Here is an 18,810-nt window from a genome sequence, read left to right on the forward strand (position 1 = left end):
ATAGGTCATGTACCACCGGTGGTGCCTAATCCTCGCACGGCGCCATCACATGTCTCTCGTTCGACGGCACACGGCTGCTTGCGGGCACTGCCAATGGTGACCTCACGCTGACGAAGGCGCGTTTCGTGCACGCGTCAGTTGTTGGCTGAGACGTATGGCCGGACCTTGTCCACGAGTCTCCGGCGGGCTCAGCCGCTGAACGCCTTCCGCAGCCGTTGGGCGGCCTCCGCGAGGACCTCGGGGCGTTTGCAGAAGGCGAAGCGGACCTGGGTGCGGCCGGCGGTGGGGTGGTCGTGGAAGACGGAGTTGGGGACGGCGACGACGCCTGCGCGTTCGGGGAGGGTGCGGCAGAAGGCGAGGGCGTCGGTCTCGCCGAGGGGGGTGATGTCGGTGGTGATGAAGTAGGTGCCCTGGGGTTCGTAGACCTGGAGGCCCGCGTCGCGCAGGCCCGCGTCGAGGATGTCGCGCTTGGCCTGGAGGTCGTCGCGGAAGGCGGCGTAGTACGTGTCGGGCAGGGCCAGGGCCTCCGCGATCGCGTACTGGAACGGGCCCGAGGCGACGTAGGTGAGGAACTGCTTCGTCGTGCGCACCGCCGCGACCAGCTCGCGCGAGCCCGTCACCCAGCCGACCTTCCAGCCGGTGAAGGAGAAGGTCTTGCCCCCGGAGGAGATGGAGACCGTGCGGTCGCGCATGCCGGGGAGGGCGATGAGGGGGACGTGGCGGGCGCCGTCGAAGGTGAGGTGCTCGTAGACCTCGTCGGTCACGACGATGAGGTCGCGCTCCACGGCGAGTTCGGCGATTGCCGTCAGTTCCTCTCGCGTGAGGACCGTGCCGGTCGGGTTGTGCGGGCTGTTGAGGAGCAGGAGGCGGGTGCGCGGGGTGACCAGGTCGCGCAGCCGGTCCAGGTCGGGGCGGAAGTCGGGGGCGTGCAGGGTGAGGGGGACGCGGACGCCGCCGGCCATCGCGACGCAGGCGGCGTAGGAGTCGTAGAAGGGCTCGAACGCGATGACCTCGTCGCCCGGTTCGAGCAGCGCGAGCATCGCCGCCGCGATGGCCTCGGTCGCGCCCGCGGTGACCATGACCTCGGTGTCGGGGTCGAACTCCAGCCCGTAGAAGCGGCGTTGGTGCTCGGCGACGGCGGCGCGCAGCTCGGGCACGCCCGCGCCGGGCGGGTACTGGTTGCCGCGGCCGTCGCGCAGCGCACGTACGGCTGCCTCGCGGACTGCCTCCGGCCCGTCCGTGTCGGGGAAGCCCTGGCCGAGGTTGATCGCGCCCGTCGCCAGAGCAAGGGCGGACATCTCCGCGAAGATCGTCGTCCCGAGCCCGTCCAGCCTGCGGTTCAGCAGCGGCCTGCCGTTCATCTGTGCACCGTCCTCGGAAGTGATGCCCTGCGCGTGGCGCCCTTCGCCAGACGATACGGGGCCGGTCCCGCGCCGTGCTGCGCCGCCGCTCGGCGGGCCGCGCCGCCGTACCTCAAGTTCCTTGATCTTGTGGCCGGTTGGCCGTACTCGCGGAGGCCGGCAACCGGGGGCGTCAGGGTGGGCCAAGGTGAACACGTGACCTCGTGGGCGCTCCAAGGGATGGAAAGTGCGCACAGATCCGCAAAAACGCTGAAGGCAGCGAGTGATTCATGATTCCGTAGTTCTCGGACCCATTTCGAGGGCTTCGGCGGGGACCATCCGAAGGCTGCGCAGAGTCCTTCGCTGGCTTCGCCGGCTCCTCGCGCCGCCGGGTCCAGGACCCCACGTGGGCACGAGCCGACGCGCGCCCGCCCCGTTGCCGGGCGCGACCGGCCCATGACATTCCACTGCGTGCTTGCGGAGCCGACCCATGCTCACCACCCTGCAAACCTCCTACACCGACACCCGCGCGGGCGACCTCGCGTGGTGTCTCGGCAAAGACCCGCTACCCGCGCTCGCCGTGCTGAACGTCGAGGTCGGGGACGGCCGCCGGCTGCGTGCCAAGGTCGAATTACGCCTGCTGGGCGCCTCCCACCAGGTCCTTGTGGACGCGGGCGGCGGCGACTGCTCGGAGACCGTGGCCTGCATGCCCGGCAGCCAGGCACCGCTGCCCTTTGGGGTCGCCCGCCGGGTGGGGGCCTGGGACTACGAGTTCGCGGCGCGTATCGAGACGCTGTCGCAGGGTTCGTTCGCAGGCCGCGCCCAGGAGCTGCTCGCGCTGGTCGCCGACCATCCGCACGGCCTGGCCGGGACCTTCCCGGGCGACCCGCACGCGTTCACCGCGATGCTCGTGCAGTACGCCGACGGGGGAGTGCGCTGGCGTACCTGGCACGCCTACCCGCAGGAGGGGCGGCTGGTCACCACCAGAACCCGGGTGAACGCGCTGGCCTGACCCGAACGATGCCCCTGGCACGCCGCCGGCCGCCCATTTTGCACTCCTGTGGGTGACCGGCGGAGGCTCCGCACTGACATAGCGTGCACTCATGATCGACCAGCGCCACCGCAGCGAATTTCCGCGCCTCGCCCCGCGGTTACCGGTGACGGCACGGGCGGCGAGGGCGCTGGTGCTCGCCGCCGTCTTCGTGTGCGCCGCCTGCGGGCTGGTCTACGAGCTGGAACTCGTCGCGCTCGCCTCCTCCCTGCTGGGCGACTCGGTCACGCAGGCGTCGGTGATCCTGTCGGTGATGGTCTTCGCGATGGGCTGCGGCTCGCTGCTGGCAAAACGGTTACGCGCCCGGGCCGCCGCCGCGTTCGCCGCCGTCGAGACCGGACTCGCCCTGATCGGCGGGCTGTCGGTGATGGTGCTCTACGCGTTCTTCGCCTGGTTCGGGCACGCGACCGCGCCCATAGTCGGCTGCGCCTTCGCCATCGGTGTGCTCACCGGGGCCGAGGTGCCGCTGCTGATGACGCTGGTGCAGCGGGTACGGCAGCAGGACGCGGGCGGCGCGGTCGCCGACCTCTTCGCCGCCGACTACGTGGGCGCGCTGGTCGGCGGGCTCGCCTTCCCGTTCCTGCTGCTGCCGCACGCCGGGCAGCTCACCGGCGCGCTCGCCACCGGCGCGGTCAACGCGGTGGCCGGCGGCGCGACCGTGCTGTGGCTCTTCCGCGGCGACCTGACCCGGCGCGCCCGCGGCTGGCTGCTGCTCGGATACGTCCTGGTCCTCGCGCTGCTCGCGGGCGCCGCCGCGGTGGCCGGGCCCTTCGAGCGGGCCGCCCGCCGCGAGGTCTACGGCGGGGACGTACGGCTCGCCGAGCAGACCGCCGTCGAGGAGATCGTCCTCACCGGCGGCGACACCCCCCGCCACCCGCTGCGGCTCTACCTCGACGGCCGGCTGCGGGTCTGCGGCGCCACCACCGCCCGCTACGCCCAGGCCCTGGTCCACCCGGCGATGAACGGCACCCGCGCCCGCGTGCTGCTGCTCGGCGGCGGTGACGGCCAGGCCCTGCGCGAGGTGCTGCGCTACCCGGACGTCGGCGGCGTCACCGTCGTCCAGCCCGACGCCGAGCTGCTCCGGCTCGCCCGCACCGACCCCGGCCTCAGCCGCGCCAACGGCCGCGCCTTCGCGGACCCGCGGGTGCACACCGTCACCGCCGACCCCTTCGACTGGCTGCGCCGCGGCCGCACCGCGCCGTACGACGTGGTCGTCGCCGACCTCCCGGACCCGGGGACGACGGCCAGCGCGAAGCTCTACTCACAGGAGTTCTTCGGGCTCGCCGCCCGCGCGCTGGCCCCCGGCGGGCGGCTCGCCGTGCACGCCGGGACGGCGGCGGGCACGGCGCACACGTTCTGGACGATCGAGGCGACCGTGACCGCGGTGGGGCTGCGCGCCTCGCCGTACTGGCTGCCCGCGGCCGCCCCCGGCACGGCACTCGCGCCCGCCACCGCCGGCCGGCCCGACCAGGCCTACCTGCTCGCCGCCCGCACCGCGCCGCCCGTGCTGGGGTTGCCGTCCCGCACGCCGCCCACCCTCACCGCCCGCGCCCTGCGGCAGGCCGCCCGCGCCCCGCTCCCCACCCGGCCCAGCCGCGCCCTGCCGCCCTCGACCCTGCTGCGGCCGCGCGTCCCGACGGGGTGACGGGGGGCGAGGAGAACGGGGAGCCGGCCCGGACCGACGGCCACTTCATCCAGTTCTTCGGCACGCTGCCGAACAATCCGCAGGCCGCGGGCGGGTCCACCGCGGCCCACCCCGGCGTGGCCAACCGCTCGCCTGCCCCGGCCTGCGCAGCGCGGACGAGCGCGACGCGTCGTTCGCCCCGATGCTGAAGACCGGCACGGTCGGTCTGACGGCGGCGGGCCGCGCGCCGGACCGGCGGCCCGCCGCGCACCGCCGGGCGAAAGTGCTGGGCGCGGGAGCGTCATCGCCGGGGCTGGGTGGGTAGGCTCCGCCGCATGGAGCATGAGTCGTTCGTTCCGGGGATGACCACGGCGCGCATGGTGCAGGCCCTGCGCACGCCGGAGGTGGTGTCGGCCTGCCTGCCCGGCTGGCAGCCGGACGCCGCCGCGGGCGGGAGCGACGCGGGGGCTGCGGGCGCCGCCGTGGGGCGGCTGCGGCTGCGGGTGGGCGGGTCCACGATCACCTACCGCGGCACGATCGCGGTGGACGGTACGGGGCCGGGCTTCACCCTGACGGCCGCGGGTACGGAGGTGCGCGGCGGGGGCGGTGTGACGGTGGCCGCCGAGCTGGGCGTCGTCGCCGCGGTGCAGCCCGAGCCCGGGGTGACGGTCGTCTGGCGGGGCGAGGCGGCGGCGCAGGGGCGGATCACGACGTACGAGCCGGCGCTCGTGGAAGCGGCCGTACGGCGGCTGCTGGACCGTTTCTGTACGGATCTGGCCGCGCACGCGCCGGACGCGGAGCCGGGGCCCGACGCGGCGGCCGGGACCGAAGCCGTGCCCGGGGCCGGGCTGGACGCGGACCCGAAGGCCGATGTCGTCGACGACGACGGCGAGCCCGTGCCGGGTGCCGAGCTGGAGGACTTCGACCTCGTCGAGGTCGAGGTGGAGGTCCCGGAGAGCGCCGCCGCCCTCGACGACCTCGTCCCGCCCGCCGAGGCCGCGCACGCCCGCCGGACGATGATCGGTCGCAGCGCGGAGGAGGTCGACCACGCCCCGCCGCGCGGCCGCTACGCGCCCGTGCCCGCGCCGGACAGCCCGTCGGCCGCGGCGACCCTGCGCTGGGCGGCCCCGGTGGCGGCGGCGCTGGTCGCCTCCGCGGTGGTGGTGAGCCGGGCGCTGCGCCGCCGCGGGTGAGCGGTGCGGGTGGACCGCCGCGGGGGAGCGGCGCGTACGGGCGGCCGCGGGCGAGCCGCCCCGGGCGAGCGGTGCAGGCGGACCGCCGCCTACGGGGAGCGCGGATGCGTCCGTACGGGGCGTCAGCCCGGCCGCGCCACCCGGCTGCGGGACCATAAGTGAACGTCAGAGGGCCCGCCCGCTAGGCTCGTGACGTGGAGAATGAGACGAAGCTGACGGCGGGCGACGCCGAACTGACCTTGGAGCCCGGGAACGGCTGCCGGATCGCCTCCCTCAAGGTCGCCGGGACGGAACTCCTGCGCCAGGGCGACCGATTCGGCGCCTTTCTTATGGTGCCGTGGGCGGGCCGGACCGAGAACGGGGTCTTCCGCAACGGCGGCGTCACCCACCAGCTTCCGGTGGACGCCGCGCCCCACGCCATTCACGGCACCGTGCGGCACCGCGCGTGGCAGGAGGCGGCACCGGCCACCGCGACCACCGCCTCGTACCACGTCGAGCTGACCGACCCCTGGCCCTACCCCGGCCGGGTCACGCACACCGTGGAGCTGGCCCCGCACTCGGTGAAGCTCACGCTGAGCGTCGAGGTCGCCCCGGGCGGCGACTCCTTCCCGGCGCAGGCCGGCTGGCACCCCTGGTGGAACCGCAACCTCGGCAAGGGCGGCCAGGACGTCGAGCTGGCCTTCCGCGCCGACTGGCAGGAGGAGCGCGGCGACAACCACCTGCCCAACGGCAACCGCATCACCCCGAAGCCCGGCCCCTGGGACGACTGCTTCGGCATGCCCGACGGCGTCGACGTGACGCTGACCTGGCCCGGCGAGCTGCGCCTGGAGGTGCAGAGCCCGGCGCAGTGGGTCGTGGTCTACGACGAGCAGCCCGAGGCGGTGTGCGTCGAGCCGCAGTCCGGGCCGCCGAACGGCCTCAACACCACCCCGCGCCTGGTCACCCCCATCGACCCGCTGGAGATCACCACCACCTGGAGCTGGCACCGCATCGGCTGACCTGCGGGGCGGTGCGCCGGCCGGTACGCCCACAGCCGAGGCCGGGGCGCCCATGGCCGGGCCGGTACGTCCACCGCCGTGCGGCAGGGCAGGTCCGGGGGCCGGATACTGGTCGGCATGAGTGACGACGTACGCAGTGCACTGCTGCAGCAGATCCAGGACAAGGCCGTGGTGCACGGCAAGGTGACCCTCTCCTCCGGGCTGGAGGCCGATTTCTACATCGACCTGCGCCGCATCACGCTGGACGGCCAGGCCGCGCCGCTGGTCGGCCAGGCGATGCTGGACCTGACCGCCGAGCTGGACTACGACGCGGTCGGCGGTCTCACGCTCGGCGCGGACCCGGTGGCCGGGGCGATGCTGCACGCCGCTGCGGCACGCGGGAAGCGGCTGGACGCCTTCGTGGTGCGCAAGGCCACCAAGGCGCACGGGATGCAGCGCCGGATCGAGGGCCCGGACATCGCGGGCCGCCGGGTGCTGGTCGTCGAGGACACCTCGACCACCGGCGGTTCGCCGCTGACCGCCGTCGAGGCGGCGCGCGAGGCGGGCGCCGAGGTCGTCGCCGTCGCGGTCATCGTGGACCGCGGCGCCGAGCCGAAGGTTACGGAGACGGGTCTGCCGTATCTCGCGGTGTACTCGCTGGCCGACCTCGGACTGGACTGAGCGGCGGCCGCCGCCGACCCGTAAAGGGCCCGGCGGCGGCCCGGCCCCCGCTGCGTACACCTCTCGAAAGCGCTGTGACCTGCGGTTTCGCCACGCTTGGGGTGTTTCACGTGAAACACCCGGTCGATTGCGGCGGATGCCCCCTGCACCGAGGTGGTGTATCCGTTCGAGAATGGGAAGATAGGGCCGACGATGACGTCGCCACGCCTAGCACCACCACCCCGCGGAATCTGAGGAGCGGAAACGATGCCCATCGCTACCCCCGAGGTCTACAACGACATGCTCGACCGGGCGAAGGCGGGGAAGTTCGCCTACCCGGCCATCAACGTCACGTCGTCGCAGACGCTGCACGCCGCGCTGCGCGGCCTGGCCGAGGCGGAGAGCGACGGCATCATCCAGATCTCCACGGGCGGTGCGGAGTTCCTCGGCGGCCAGTACAAGAAGGACATGGTGACGGGCGCGGTCGCGCTCGCCGAGTTCGCGCACGTCGTCGCCGAGAAGTACCCGGTCACCGTCGCCCTGCACACCGACCACTGTCCCAAGGACAAGCTGGACGGCTACGTCCGCCCGCTGCTGGCCATCTCGCAGGAGCGCGTGGCCGCCGGCCGCAACCCGCTCTTCCAGTCCCACATGTGGGACGGCTCCGCCGAGACCCTGGACGACAACCTCGCCATCGCCAAGGAGCTGCTGGCCGAGGCCGTCAAGGCCCGGATCATCCTGGAGATGGAGATCACCCCGACCGGCGGTGAGGAGGACGGCGTCTCGCACGAGATCAACGAGAGCCTCTACACCACCGTCGACGACGCCTACCGCACCGTCGAGGCCGTGGGTCTGGGCGAGCAGGGCCGCTACCTGCTGGCCGCCTCCTTCGGCAACGTGCACGGCGTCTACAAGCCGGGCAACGTCGTGCTGCGCCCCGGCATCCTCAAGGAGCTGCAGGACGCGGTCGCGCAGAAGTACGGCAAGGCGAACGCCTTCGACTTCGTCTTCCACGGCGGCTCCGGCTCCACGCAGGAGGAGATCGACGAGGCGCTGGAGAACGGCGTCGTGAAGATGAACATCGACACCGACCTGCAGTACGCCTTCACCCGGCCCGTCGCCGCGCACATGTTCGAGAACTACGACGGTGTGCTGAAGGTCGACGGCGAGGTCGGCAACAAGAAGGCCTACGACCCGCGCGTCTGGGGCAAGTCCGCCGAGGCGGGCATGGCCGCGCGCGTCGTCGTCGCCGCCGAGAACCTGCGGTCGGCCGGCAACAAGCGCAAGTGACCTCCGGCGGTACGCGCCCCGCGTCCGTGTGAGGGCGACGCCCGACTGGGACCTCCGGCAAGTGCCGGGGGTCCCTTCGCATGCCGGCTCGGGCAGACTGGAACCCATGGCAATCCACGAGAACCTGCTCGGGGGCCCCGCCCCCACGCACCTGCCCGACGACCCCGAGCCGCGCGAACTGCTCGCCTCCGGCACCGCCCCCGCCGATGTGGCGGCCAAGTACCCGGCCTCCTCGCTGGCCTGGGCGCAGCTCGCGGACGAGGCGTACGAGGGCGGCCGGGTGGTCGAGTCCTACGCCTACGCCCGCACCGGCTACCACCGCGGCCTGGACGCGCTGCGCCGGGCCGGCTGGCGTGGTCAGGGCCCGGTGCCCTTCGAGCACGAGCCGAACCGCGGCTTCCTGCGGGCGCTGCACGCCCTCGCCCGGGCCGCCCACGCGATCGGCGAGCAGGAGGAGTACGAGCGCTGCACCGCCTTCCTGCGGGACAGCTCGCCGACCGCCGCCGACATCCTGGGCTGACCGACCCGGCCCCGACCCGGCCCCCGCTCCCGCCCGGCCCCCCGCGCTGTACGCGACCCGTACCGTCCGCCCGGCCTCCCGGTCCTGCCGTGAGTCAATGTGACGGTACTGCCACAGATGGGGGGCAGTCGGCCTGCGCGCGTATCCGTGTGCGATTGTTGGCGCGATTGGTTGTCGTTAGCACGCACATATGAGCGCGTGTCCGCAGGCAGCACGGTTGCGCCGCAGGGAGCCGGGTCGGGGCCCGGTGGTGGCGCCCGGAGCTGCCCGTTCGCAGGGGGAGTCGTGGCAGCACCGGACAGGCGGCGTCGGCACGGGCGCCGGCGCGCGAAGCAGCGCGCCTCCATAGCCGGGCCGCTCGCGCTCGCCGTCGTGCTCGTGGTCGGCGCCGGGGCCGGATACGCCGCGTGGCACAAATCCCGCGCGACCGAGGGCAGCGCGACGCTCGACACCGGCATCACCGACACCACCACGCCGCCCGCGTCCAGCGCCCTGGCCGACGGCGACAGCAGCCCCTCGCCGGAGGGGACGACGGCGAGCCCCAAGGCCTCCAAGAAGGCCACCAAGCCCAGCGCGTCGGCGACCACGAGCGCGCCCCCGACGTCGGTGCCGAAGCACGGCACCGGGATATTCAGCATCGCCCGCGCCAGCGGCAGCGCCTCCGGGCAAGGCACGATCCGCCGCTACAAGGTCGAGGTGGAGGGCGGGATCTCGCTGTCCGCGACGGACGCGGCGCACGAGATCGCCGACATCCTCGCCGACCCGCGCGGCTGGACCGCGGACGGCCACGACGGCTTCCAGCTGGTCTCCTCCGGCCCCGCCGACTTCGTCATCAAGATCGCCACCCCCGACACCGTGGACCGCATCTGCGGCGCCGCAGGCCTGCTCACCCACGGCGAGGTCAACTGCGACGTCGGTGCCACCGTCGTGGTGAACCTCAAGCGCTGGATGCTCGGCTCGCCCGAGTTCGACGGCCCGATATCCGGCTACCGCGCGCTGATCATCAACCACGAGGTCGGCCACCGCATCGGCCACCACCACGAGGGCTGCCCCGGCCCCGGCAAGCCCGCCCCGGTCATGATGCAGCAGATCAAGGGCCTGCACGGCTGCGTGGCGAACCAGTGGCCGTACGACTCCCAGGGCCGCTACATCTCCGGGCCCCCGGTCGCCTGACGGCCGCCGCCCGACCCCCGGTCGCCTGACGGCCGGCCCCCGGCGCGCCGCGACCGCCGCCCGCCTGCTGACGACCGCCTCCCGGCCGCCGCCTCCCGCGGCGCGCCGGGGAAGGGCCCGGCCCTTGCCGGATCAGCGCCCACCGCCGATGATCGCGGCGTGACCCGGTGATCCCGGGTACCCGCACACGGAGGTACACCATGTCCGACCACCCGACCGACGAGGCGGCGACCCCGAACCTCTCGTTCGAGGGCAGCACACCGTACGAGGACTACGTCCAGGCGTCCGTCCTCACCCATCTGCAGCACCCCCTGTCCGACGAGCCCGGCGAGCTGGCCTTCCTGGTCACCACCCAGGTCATGGAGCTGTGGTTCACCCTGCTGGTGCACGAGTGGACCACCGCGGCCCGCGCACTGCGCAAGGACGACCTGCCCACCGCGATGGCGGCGCTGCACCGCAGCCTGCCCGAGCTGGAGTCGCTCAACGCCTCCTGGAAGCCCATCGCGCACCTCACCCCCGGGCAGTTCAACGCCTACCGCTCCGCGCTCGGCGAGGGCTCAGGCTTCCAGTCCGCGATGTACCGCCGGCTGGAATTCCTGCTCGGCGAGAAATCCGCCTCCATGCTCGTCCCGCACCGCGGCACCCCGCGCGCCTACCGCGAGCTGGAGAAGGCGCTCACCGAGCCGAGCCTCTACGACGAGGCCCTGCGGCTGCTCGACCGGCGCGGCTACCGCATCCCCGCCGCCGTGCTCGACCGCGACCCGGCCCTGCACTACGAGCCGCACCGCGAGGTCGAGGCCGCCTGGCAGCGCGTCTACGCCGCCTCCGACCAGGACTCCGACCTCATCCGGCTCGGCGAGACCCTCACCGACATCGCCGAATACGTGTGGCGGTGGCGCAACGACCACCTGGTGGCGACCCGGCGCGCGATGGGGGCCAAGACCGGCACCGGCGGCTCCGCGGGGGTGGCCTGGCTGGAGAAACGCGCCACCAAGAACGTCTTCCCCGAGCTGTGGACGGCCCGAAGCCATGTCTGAGCCCGTCGCACCGCCCGCCGTCGTCCAGGACCTGGAGGCGCGCGCCGCCGAGCTGGACGCGGCGGACCCGCTCGCCGCCGTCCGCGACCGCTTCGCCCTCGACGACTCCACCGTCTACCTCGACGGCAACTCGCTGGGCGCGCTGCCCCGCGGGGTGCTGCCGCGGCTCGGCGACGTCGTCAGCCGCGAATGGGGCGAGCTGCGCATCCGCTCGTGGGAGGAGAGCGGCTGGTGGACCGCCCCCGAGCGGGTCGGCGACCGTATCGCGCCCCTCGTCGGCGCGGCGGCCGGGCAGATCGTCGTCGGCGACTCGACCAGCGTCAACGTCTTCAAAGCGCTCGTCGCCGCGATCCGCATGGCGCGGCCCGGCAGGTCCGAGATCCTCGTCGATGCCACGACCTTCCCCACCGACGGCTACATCGCCGCCTCCGCCGCCCGGCTCACCGGCCGCACCGTACGGGCCGTGCCGCCCGCGGAGATCGCCGGCGCGGCCGACGAGCGGACGGCGGCGGCGCTGGTCAACCACGTCGACTACCGCACCGGGCGGCTCTACGACCTGCCGGGCATCACCGCCGCGCTGCACGAGGCGGGGGCCCTTGCCGTCTGGGACCTGTGCCACAGCGCGGGGGCCCTGCCGGTCGGCCTCGACGCCGCGGAGGCCGACCTCGCGGTCGGCTGCACGTACAAATACCTCAACGGCGGGCCCGGCGCGCCTGCGTACCTCTACGTCCGGCGCGCCCTCCAGCCGCTCTTCGACTCGCCGCTGCCCGGCTGGAACTCACACGCCGACCCCTTCGGGATGGCCCCCGGCTACCAGCCCGCCGACGGCGCACCGCGCGGCCGCGTCGGCACCCCCGAGATCCTCTCGCTGCTCGCCCTGGACGCCGCCCTCGACGCCTGGGACGGCGTGGACATCGAAGCGGTGCGCGCGAAGAGCCTCACGCTCACCGACTTCTTCCTCGGCTGCGTGACCGCCCTCGTGCCGCCCCGGCTGGTCGAGCCCGTCACACCCGCGGGCCACGCCGACCGCGGCAGCCAGGTTTCGCTGCGCTGCGAGGGCGCGGGAGCGGTGATGCGCGACCTCGTCGCGCGCGGTGTCGTCGGCGACTTCCGCCGCCCCGACATCCTGCGGTTCGGCTTCACCCCGCTCTACACCCGCCACGCCGACGCCCTCCGTGCCGCCCGAACCCTGGCGGACGTGATCCCCGCATCCGGAGCGTCCTGAACGATGACCCACGACCCCGCACTCACCCAGCCCGACGCCGCCGCGGAGGTCGCCGACCCGGAGGACGCCGCCGGGCCGGCGCCGGTCGCGGGCGGCGGGCGGCGCGCTGCCGCTGCCACCGCTGCCGCGGCCGCCGCCGCTGAAGAGGCGTCGGCCTTCGCGCACCCCGCCGTGCCGCCGGACGCCACCGCGGCGTACGGGGAGCACCCCGACCAGGTCGTCGACTTCTACCGGCCCCTCCCGGGGCGCGGGGACGCGCGGGGCGCCCCGCTGGTCGCGCTGCTGCACGGCGGGGCGTGGCGGGCCCGCTACGACCGCGCCCACATCTCGCCGCTGGCGGCCCACCTGGCCGGGCGGGGCTTCGCGGTGGCGTCGGTGGAATACCGCCGCGGCGCACCGCCGCAGGTCGCCCAGGACGGGCCCGAGCCGCCCGTCGCCGGGCGCTGGCCCGAGACCTTCGACGACGTCGCCGCCGCAGTCGACGCCCTGCCCGCGCTCGCCGTCGGCACGCTGGGGGCGGACGTGGTGGACCCGAGGCGCTTCCTGCTCAGCGGGCACAGCGCGGGCGGCCACCTCGCGCTGTGGGCCGCCGCGCGCCACACCCTGCCGCCCGACTCGCGCTGGCACACCGGCTCACCTCCCCCGCTGCGGGGCGTCGTCGCCCTCGCCCCGATCGCCGACCTCACCTCCGCGATCCGGCTGGGCGTGTGCTCCGACGCCGTGACCGAGCTGCTCGGAGGTCCCGACCACCTCGCCGCCCGGCTCGCGCACGCCGATCCCGCCGCCCTCCTCCCCACCGGTATCGCCGTCACCATCGTGCACGGCACCACCGACAACGAGGTCCCGCCGGCCGTCAGCCGCGCGTACGCCGAAGCGGCGGCGGCCGCGGGCGAGGAAGCCACGGCGGTGTGGCTGCCCGGCCGCGGGCACTTCGCCCTCATCGACCCGGCGAACCCGGCGGTGTCGGCTGTCGCCGACGAACTCGACCAACTCGCCTGGTAGCCATCCCCGGGCCTTCCGGACCCGGGCCCGTTGCGCTCCGGGTGCCACTTGCGGTGGCATGCGCGACCTTGCGCTGGGTGGGTGGCTTGTCGCGCAGTTCCCCGCGCCCCTGTTTCGTCCCCCTGCGCGGCATCCGCGAGCCCTCGCCGGGCGCTTCCGCTGCGGGGTGGGCCTTGCCGGGCGAGGGCAAGCGTTTTCAGGGGCGCGGGGAACTGCGCGCGCCAGCCACGACGGCGAGAAGATCGCGGCGACCTCGGCAAGGCGCCGCCCGGGGCGAAGGGGGCCGCGCGGGTATCCCGAGGCGAAGCCCCGGGGCAGCCCGGCGGGTCCGGGCTCAACCCCGGCGGTCAGCGGCTGCGCTTCGCCAGGCGCTCCACGTCGAGCAGGATCACCGCGCGGGCCTCCAGGCGGAGCCACCCGCGGCCGGCGAAGTCGGCGAGCGCCTTGTTCACCGTCTCCCGCGACGCGCCCACGAGCTGGGCCAGCTCTTCCTGCGTCAGGTCGTGCACGACGTGAATACCCTCTTCCGACTGGACGCCGAAGCGGCGGGAGAGGTCGAGCAGGGCCTTCGCGACGCGCCCGGGGACGTCGGAGAAGACCAGGTCGGACATGACGTCGTTGGTCCGCCGCAGCCGGCGCGCGACCGCGCGCAGCAGCGCGGTGGAGACCTCGGGCCGGACGTTCAGCCAGGGCTGGAGGTCGCCGTGGCCGAGGCCCAGCAGCTTGACCTCGGTGAGCGCCGTGGCGGTCGCCGTCCGCGGACCGGGGTCGAAGAGCGACAGCTCGCCGATGAGCTCACCGGGTCCGACGACGGCCAGCATGTTCTCGCGGCCGTCGGGGGAGGTGCGGTGCAGCTTCACCTTGCCTTCGGTGACGACGTACAGCCGGTCCCCGGGGTCGCCCTCGTGGAACAGCGAATCGCCACGCGCGAGCGTGACCTCGGTCATGGAGGCGCGCAGTTCAGCGGCCTGCTCGTCGTCGAGCGCCGCGAAAAGCGGGGCACGGCGCAGAACGTCGTCCACGAGCTCTCTCCTTGTCGGCATCGCTGGGTTGTCCCCATGATGCATGACGTATCAAACAGTGCGATCAATCACAAGGATGTCTTATCAGGGGCCGGATGAGTGCCCCGGGGGGCCGATTGGGGGCCGCCGGCCCCGCACTCGGCGGCCGAACGAGTGGGCCCGCACCCCGTTTTCCGCTCTCAGCGAACGCTCCCGGCGGCGGGTCGGCCGCCCCGCGCGGGTCCGGCGGCGGCCCCCGCCGGACCCGCGCCGCGCCCGGCGGCGCGGGCTCGCTGGGATCACTGCCGGGTGTCGGTGGCGGCCCGTAGTCTGGCGGCATGGCGACGAGGAGTGGCGCGACGAGCCCGGCCCCGGCCGGTCCGGCCGCGGTCAAGAAGAAGGCGAAGGTCGCGCAGACGCACACCGGGCTCGTGCGGCAGGCCCGGCGGATCAACCGCGAGCTGGCCGAGGTCTATCCGTATGCCCATCCGGAGCTGGATTTCGAGAATCCCTTCCAGCTGCTGATCGCCACCGTGCTGTCGGCGCAGACCACCGACCTGCGGGTGAACCAGACGACGCCCGCGCTGTTCGAGGCGTATCCGACGCCGGAGGCGATGGCCGGGGCGAATCCGGTGGAGATGGAGGAGATCCTCCGGCCCACCGGCTTCTTCCGCGCCAAGACGCGCGCGGTGATCGGCCTGTCCGCGGCCCTGCGGGACGACTTCGGCGGTGAGGTGCCCGGCCGCATAGAGGATCTCGTGAAGCTGCCCGGCGTCGGCCGCAAGACCGCCAACGTCGTGCTGGGCAATGCCTTCGGGGTGCCCGGCATCACCGTGGACACGCACTTCGGACGGCTCTCGCGGCGCTTCGGGTGGACGACGTCGGAGGATCCGGAGCAGGTCGAGAAGGACGTCGCGAGCCTCTTCCCGAAGTCGGAGTGGACGATGCTGTCGCACCGCGTCGTCTTCCACGGCCGCCGCATCTGCCACGCCCGCAAGCCCGCGTGCGGCGCCTGCCCCATCGCGCCGCTGTGCCCGTCGTACGGGGAGGGCGAGATGGATCCGGAGAAGGCGCGGAAGCTGCTCAAGTACGAGAAGGGCGGAGCGCCCGGCCAGCGCCTGAAGCCCCCGCCGGACTACCCCGGGCAGCCCGCGCCCCCGCTGGCCGCCTCATGACCCAGGCGCGGGGCGCGGGGGCGGACGTGCGGGTCAGCCGGGAGGGCCTGCCCGGCTGGCTCGCCCCGGTCGCGGACGCGGCGGAGCGGATACGCCCCGAGCAGCTCAGCCGCTTCCTGCCCCCGGCGTCGGGCGGGCGCCAGTCCGCGGTGCTCATCCTCTTCGGCGAGAGCCCCACGGCCCCCGACGCCCCCGCGAGCCCGCACGCCCCCGCGCGCCCCGCCCCCACCGGAGCCGCCCCCGGGACGGTCCCCGGCGAGCCCCCCGGCCCGCGCCCCGACCTGCTGCTCATCGAGCGCTCCGCCGCCCTGCGCTCGCACGCCGGCCAGCCCTCCTTCCCCGGCGGCGCGCTCGACCCCGAGGACGGCGACCCGGAGGGCGAGGGCCCGCTGCGTGCGGCCCTGCGCGAGGCGCACGAGGAGACCGGCCTGGATCCGTCCGGCGTCCAGCTCTTCGGCGTCCTGCCGCGCCTCTACATTCCCGTCAGCGGCTTCGTCGTCACCCCGGTGCTGGGCTGGTGGCGCGAGCCCAGCCCGGTCGGCGTCGTCGACCCGGCGGAGACGGCCCGGGTCTTCCGCACCACCGTCGCGGATCTCACCGACCCGGCCAACCGCGCGACGCTCACCCATCCGAGCGGCTTCCGCGGCCCGGCCTTCCTGGTCGAGGGCGCCCTCGTATGGGGATTCACCGCAGGCCTGATCGACAAGATCCTGCACTACGCGGGCTGGGAGGTCCCCTGGGACCGCGAGCGGACCGTCCCACTCGGCTGACAGCGGCGCCCCGGCCCGCGCCGCTGCGTCCCGGCCCGCCCCGACTGCTCCCGCCCCGCCCGCTCCCGGCCCGCCCGCGCGGACCTGCCCCGGAGTTCCGGCCGAATCCGGCTGCCCCGCTGCTTCGTACGCTCCCGCGCGCTCAGGTCGCCATGAGACCGTGTCCCTCGTGAACGTGCTGGACTTCCTGCTCATCCTCGCCGCTGTCTGGTTCGCCGTGGTCGGCTACCGGCAGGGCTTCGTCGTCGGCGTCATGTCGGTGGTCGGCTTCATCGGCGGCGGCCTCGTCGCGATCTACCTGCTGCCGCTGCTGTGGGACAAGGCGACCGGTGACGCCACCCCGGGCTCGGTCGCGGTCGTCACGGCCGTGGCGATCGTCATCGTGTGCGCGTCGGTGGGTCAGGCGTTCACCACGCACCTCGGCAACAAGCTCCGTACGAAGATCACCTGGTCGCCTGCCCGCGCGGTCGACGCGAGCGGCGGGGCGCTGGTCAACGTGCTGGCGATGCTGCTGGTGGCCTGGCTGATAGGCAGTGCGCTGGCCACCACGGCCCTGCCGACGATAGGGCGCGAGGTGCGCTCGTCGAAGGTGCTGCTCGGGGTGTCGCGGGTGATGCCGTCGCAGGCCGACACGTGGTTCGACAACTTCAGCACGACACTGGCGCAGAACGGCCTGCCGCAGGTCTTCGGCACCTTCGGCGCCGAGCCGATCACCTCGGTGCCCGCGCCCGACCCGGCGCTGGTCGACAACCCGGTGGTGACGACCGCGCGGCGCAGCATCGTCAAGGTCGTCGGCACCGCACCGGGCTGCGGCAAGGTGCTGGAGGGCTCCGGCTTCGTCTTCGCGCCGGGCAAGGTCATGACGAACGCGCACGTCGTCGGCGGCGTCTCCGAGCCGACCGTGCAGGTCGGCGGCAAGGGCAGACTGCACGACGCGCGCGTGGTGCTCTACGACTGGCAGCGCGACATCGCGGTGCTGGACGTCCCCGGCCTGGACGCGCCCGCGCTGCACTTCGCCACCACCGACGAGCACACGCGCGACGACGCGATCGTGGCCGGCTTCCCGGAGAACGGCGGCTTCGACGTGCGGGCGGCGCGCGTCCGCGACCGGATCACGGCCAACGGCCCGGACATCTACCACCGGGGCACCGTCCACCGCGACGTGTACTCGCTGTACGCGACGGTCCGGCAGGGCAATTCCGGCGGCCCGCTGCTCACCCCGGACGGCAAGGTCGCGGGCGTCGTCTTCGCCAAGTCGCTGGACGACTCCAACACCGGCTACGCGCTGACCGCCGACGAGGTCGCGCCCGACGCGAAGGCCGGGCTCACCGCGGACCGGCGGGTCGACAGCGAGAGCTGCGCGCTGTGACGAGGGGCCGGGTGGCGGCGGACGAAAGCGGCGTCCGCCGCCACCCGGCCCGTACGGCCGTCAGCCGCGCGGATGGCGGAGCCGGGCGCCGACCCAGCGGGCGCGGCGCCTGAGGATACGGGGAATCCCCAGCGGGGCCTCGCCCGGCGGGAAGAGGTCCATGGGCGCCGTACTGCTGACGGCGGCGGGGGTGCTTCGGCGAGTGCGTGACCCATCACGGTAGTCGTGCGTCCAACCCATACCGAGCTACGTGCCCGCCCCCGTTGGTCCGTAATCGCCGTTTGGTGGTCCTGTTGGCCTATGCGTCCGGCAATTCAAATGACCATGAGCTTGTCGTATCGGCGTGTCCCGGCGTGTCGCAGCGTTTCGCGAGCCGCCGCCCTGTCATGCTCACGGGCGGATACGGACAGCTCCCGTACGGATACGGGCCGCCGCCGCTCAGCGGTCCGGCTCGGGGTCCCGCAGCCAGTTGATCAGCTCGGCGGAGAACGCCGCCGGATCCTCCTCGTGCGGGAAGTGCCCCAGCCCGTCGAAGAGCCGCCAGCGGTAGGGCGCCTCGACGTACTCCCCGCTGCCCGCCGCGCTGCCGGTGCGCAGCGCCGGGTCCAGCGAGCCGTGCAGATGCAGGGTCGGCACCCTGACCGGCCGCTTCATCCGGCGGTTGAACTGGATGCCGTCCGGCCGGGCCATCGACCGCACCATCCACCGGTAGGGCTCGATCGCGCAGTGCGCGGTCGACGGGACCTGCATCGCCTGCCGGTAGACCGCGATGGCCTCCTCGTCCGGCAGCTGGGGCCCGGACCAGCCGGTGATCAGCTCGCCGACGAGCGCCGCGCCGTCCGCGACGAGCTGCCGCTCGGGGATCCACGGCCGCTGGAAGCCCCAGATGTACGCCCCGGCGCGGCTCTGCCGCAGGTCGGTGAGCATCGCGGTGCGCCAGCGGCGCGGGTGCGGCATCGAGACGACCGCGAGCCGGCGGACGAGCTTGGGCCGCATCGCCGCGGCCGTCCAGGCGAGGTAGCCGCCCAGGTCGTGGCCGACGACGGCGGCGTCCGGCTCGCCGAGCGAGCGGATCACCCCGGTGACGTCGAGGGCGAGGTTGCCCGGGTCGTAGCCGCGCGGGGTGCGGTCGCTGCCCCCGACGCCGCGCAGATCCATCGCGACCGCGCGGAAGCCGGCGTCGGCGAGCGCGGTGAGCTGGTGCCGCCAGGTCCACCAGAACTGCGGGAAGCCGTGCAGGAGCAGGACGAGCGGCCCGTCGCCGGCCTCCGCGATGTGGAAGCGGGCGCCGTTGGCCGCGACGTCACGGTGGGTCCACGGGCCGTCCGGCCGGATCACCGACGCGCTCGACCCGCCCTTGGTCCACGGGCTCGCGGGCCGGTCGGCGGAGTTCATGCCCCAGA

At 74.0% G+C, this 18,810-nt stretch carries 18 protein-coding genes; 14 read left to right on the forward strand and 4 right to left on the reverse strand.

From position 1 onward, the window contains the following. Positions 1–188: 188 nt before the first annotated feature. Positions 189–1,361, reverse strand: a complete 1,173-nt coding sequence (locus tag IH54_RS0123515; RefSeq protein WP_031520100.1) for a pyridoxal phosphate-dependent aminotransferase — start codon at positions 1,359–1,361, stop codon at positions 189–191. A gap of 469 nt (positions 1,362–1,830) precedes the next feature. Here IH54_RS0123515 and IH54_RS0123520 point away from each other — a divergent pair, with 469 nt between their 5' ends. From IH54_RS0123520 to IH54_RS0123570, 11 genes are all read left to right on the forward strand, one after another. After that, positions 1,831–2,352 (forward strand): DUF2617 family protein, encoded by a 522-nt coding sequence (locus IH54_RS0123520; protein WP_031520102.1) that lies wholly within the window; start codon positions 1,831–1,833, stop codon positions 2,350–2,352. 91 nt (positions 2,353–2,443) lie between these two features. Beyond that, positions 2,444–4,036, forward strand: coding sequence for a polyamine aminopropyltransferase (locus tag IH54_RS0123525; RefSeq protein ID WP_031520104.1), 1,593 nt, complete (start codon positions 2,444–2,446; stop codon positions 4,034–4,036). Positions 4,037–4,350: 314 nt separating this feature from the next. Then, entirely contained in the window at positions 4,351–5,208 is an 858-nt protein-coding gene (locus IH54_RS0123530) for an SRPBCC domain-containing protein (protein WP_031520106.1), read from the forward strand. Positions 5,209–5,402: 194 nt separating this feature from the next. Beyond that, positions 5,403–6,206 carry an aldose epimerase gene (locus IH54_RS0123535; RefSeq protein WP_031520108.1) on the forward strand — a complete coding sequence of 268 codons (804 nt, stop codon included), beginning with the start codon at positions 5,403–5,405 and terminating at the stop codon, positions 6,204–6,206. Positions 6,207–6,323: 117 nt separating this feature from the next. Further along, the gene (gene pyrE, locus IH54_RS0123540; protein ID WP_031520110.1) at positions 6,324–6,866 is read left to right on the forward strand and encodes an orotate phosphoribosyltransferase; all 543 of its coding nucleotides are present in this window, start codon (positions 6,324–6,326) and stop codon (positions 6,864–6,866) included. Between the two features lie 246 nt (positions 6,867–7,112). Continuing rightward, positions 7,113–8,135, forward strand: a complete 1,023-nt coding sequence (gene fbaA, locus IH54_RS0123545; RefSeq protein WP_031520112.1) for a class II fructose-bisphosphate aldolase — start codon at positions 7,113–7,115, stop codon at positions 8,133–8,135. 106 nt (positions 8,136–8,241) lie between these two features. Next, on the forward strand, positions 8,242–8,655 hold the full coding sequence (locus IH54_RS0123550) for a DUF3151 domain-containing protein (protein ID WP_031520115.1): 414 nt from the start codon (positions 8,242–8,244) through the stop codon (positions 8,653–8,655). A gap of 285 nt (positions 8,656–8,940) precedes the next feature. Next, entirely contained in the window at positions 8,941–9,828 is an 888-nt protein-coding gene (locus tag IH54_RS0123555; protein ID WP_031520117.1) for a DUF3152 domain-containing protein, read from the forward strand. A gap of 200 nt (positions 9,829–10,028) precedes the next feature. Continuing rightward, on the forward strand, positions 10,029–10,865 hold the full coding sequence (locus IH54_RS0123560; RefSeq protein WP_031520119.1) for a tryptophan 2,3-dioxygenase family protein: 837 nt from the start codon (positions 10,029–10,031) through the stop codon (positions 10,863–10,865). Beyond that, positions 10,858–12,090: a kynureninase gene (gene kynU, locus IH54_RS0123565; RefSeq protein ID WP_031520122.1), complete on the forward strand. Its 1,233-nt coding sequence runs from the start codon at positions 10,858–10,860 to the stop codon at positions 12,088–12,090. The genes IH54_RS0123560 and kynU overlap by 8 nt, the downstream gene beginning before the upstream one ends. Positions 12,091–12,093: 3 nt before the next feature. Continuing rightward, positions 12,094–13,092, forward strand: coding sequence for an alpha/beta hydrolase family protein (locus IH54_RS0123570; RefSeq protein WP_031520124.1), 999 nt, complete (start codon positions 12,094–12,096; stop codon positions 13,090–13,092). Between the two features lie 347 nt (positions 13,093–13,439). On the opposite strand, the gene IH54_RS0123575 is transcribed toward IH54_RS0123570, so the two are convergent. Then, positions 13,440–14,114: a Crp/Fnr family transcriptional regulator gene (locus tag IH54_RS0123575; protein WP_031520125.1), complete on the reverse strand. Its 675-nt coding sequence runs from the start codon at positions 14,112–14,114 to the stop codon at positions 13,440–13,442. A 317-nt stretch (positions 14,115–14,431) separates the two neighbouring features. Here IH54_RS0123575 and nth point away from each other — a divergent pair, with 317 nt between their 5' ends. The 3 genes from nth to IH54_RS0123590 all read left to right on the forward strand — a co-directional run bounded on the left by nth (position 14,432) and on the right by IH54_RS0123590 (position 17,407). Next, a complete protein-coding gene (gene nth / locus IH54_RS0123580) occupies positions 14,432–15,268 on the forward strand; it encodes an endonuclease III (RefSeq protein ID WP_031520127.1) in 837 nt (278 codons plus the stop codon). Beyond that, on the forward strand, positions 15,265–16,038 hold the full coding sequence (locus IH54_RS0123585; RefSeq protein WP_031520129.1) for an NUDIX hydrolase: 774 nt from the start codon (positions 15,265–15,267) through the stop codon (positions 16,036–16,038). The genes nth and IH54_RS0123585 overlap by 4 nt, the downstream gene beginning before the upstream one ends. 169 nt (positions 16,039–16,207) lie before the next feature. Then, positions 16,208–17,407, forward strand: a complete 1,200-nt coding sequence (locus IH54_RS0123590) for a MarP family serine protease (RefSeq protein WP_031520131.1) — start codon at positions 16,208–16,210, stop codon at positions 17,405–17,407. 60 nt (positions 17,408–17,467) lie between these two features. Here the strand turns inward: IH54_RS0123590 and IH54_RS47050 are convergent, their stop codons facing one another. Both IH54_RS47050 and IH54_RS0123595 read right to left on the reverse strand, forming a co-directional pair. Beyond that, positions 17,468–17,647, reverse strand: a complete 180-nt coding sequence (locus IH54_RS47050) for a hypothetical protein (RefSeq protein WP_078862470.1) — start codon at positions 17,645–17,647, stop codon at positions 17,468–17,470. A gap of 198 nt (positions 17,648–17,845) precedes the next feature. Next, positions 17,846–18,802, reverse strand: coding sequence for an alpha/beta fold hydrolase (locus tag IH54_RS0123595; protein WP_031520133.1), 957 nt, complete (start codon positions 18,800–18,802; stop codon positions 17,846–17,848). Positions 18,803–18,810: the final 8 nt, after the last annotated feature.

Source organism: Streptomyces sp. NRRL F-5123, assembly GCF_000721495.1.
Taxonomy (GTDB): Bacteria; Actinomycetota; Actinomycetes; order Streptomycetales; family Streptomycetaceae; genus Actinacidiphila.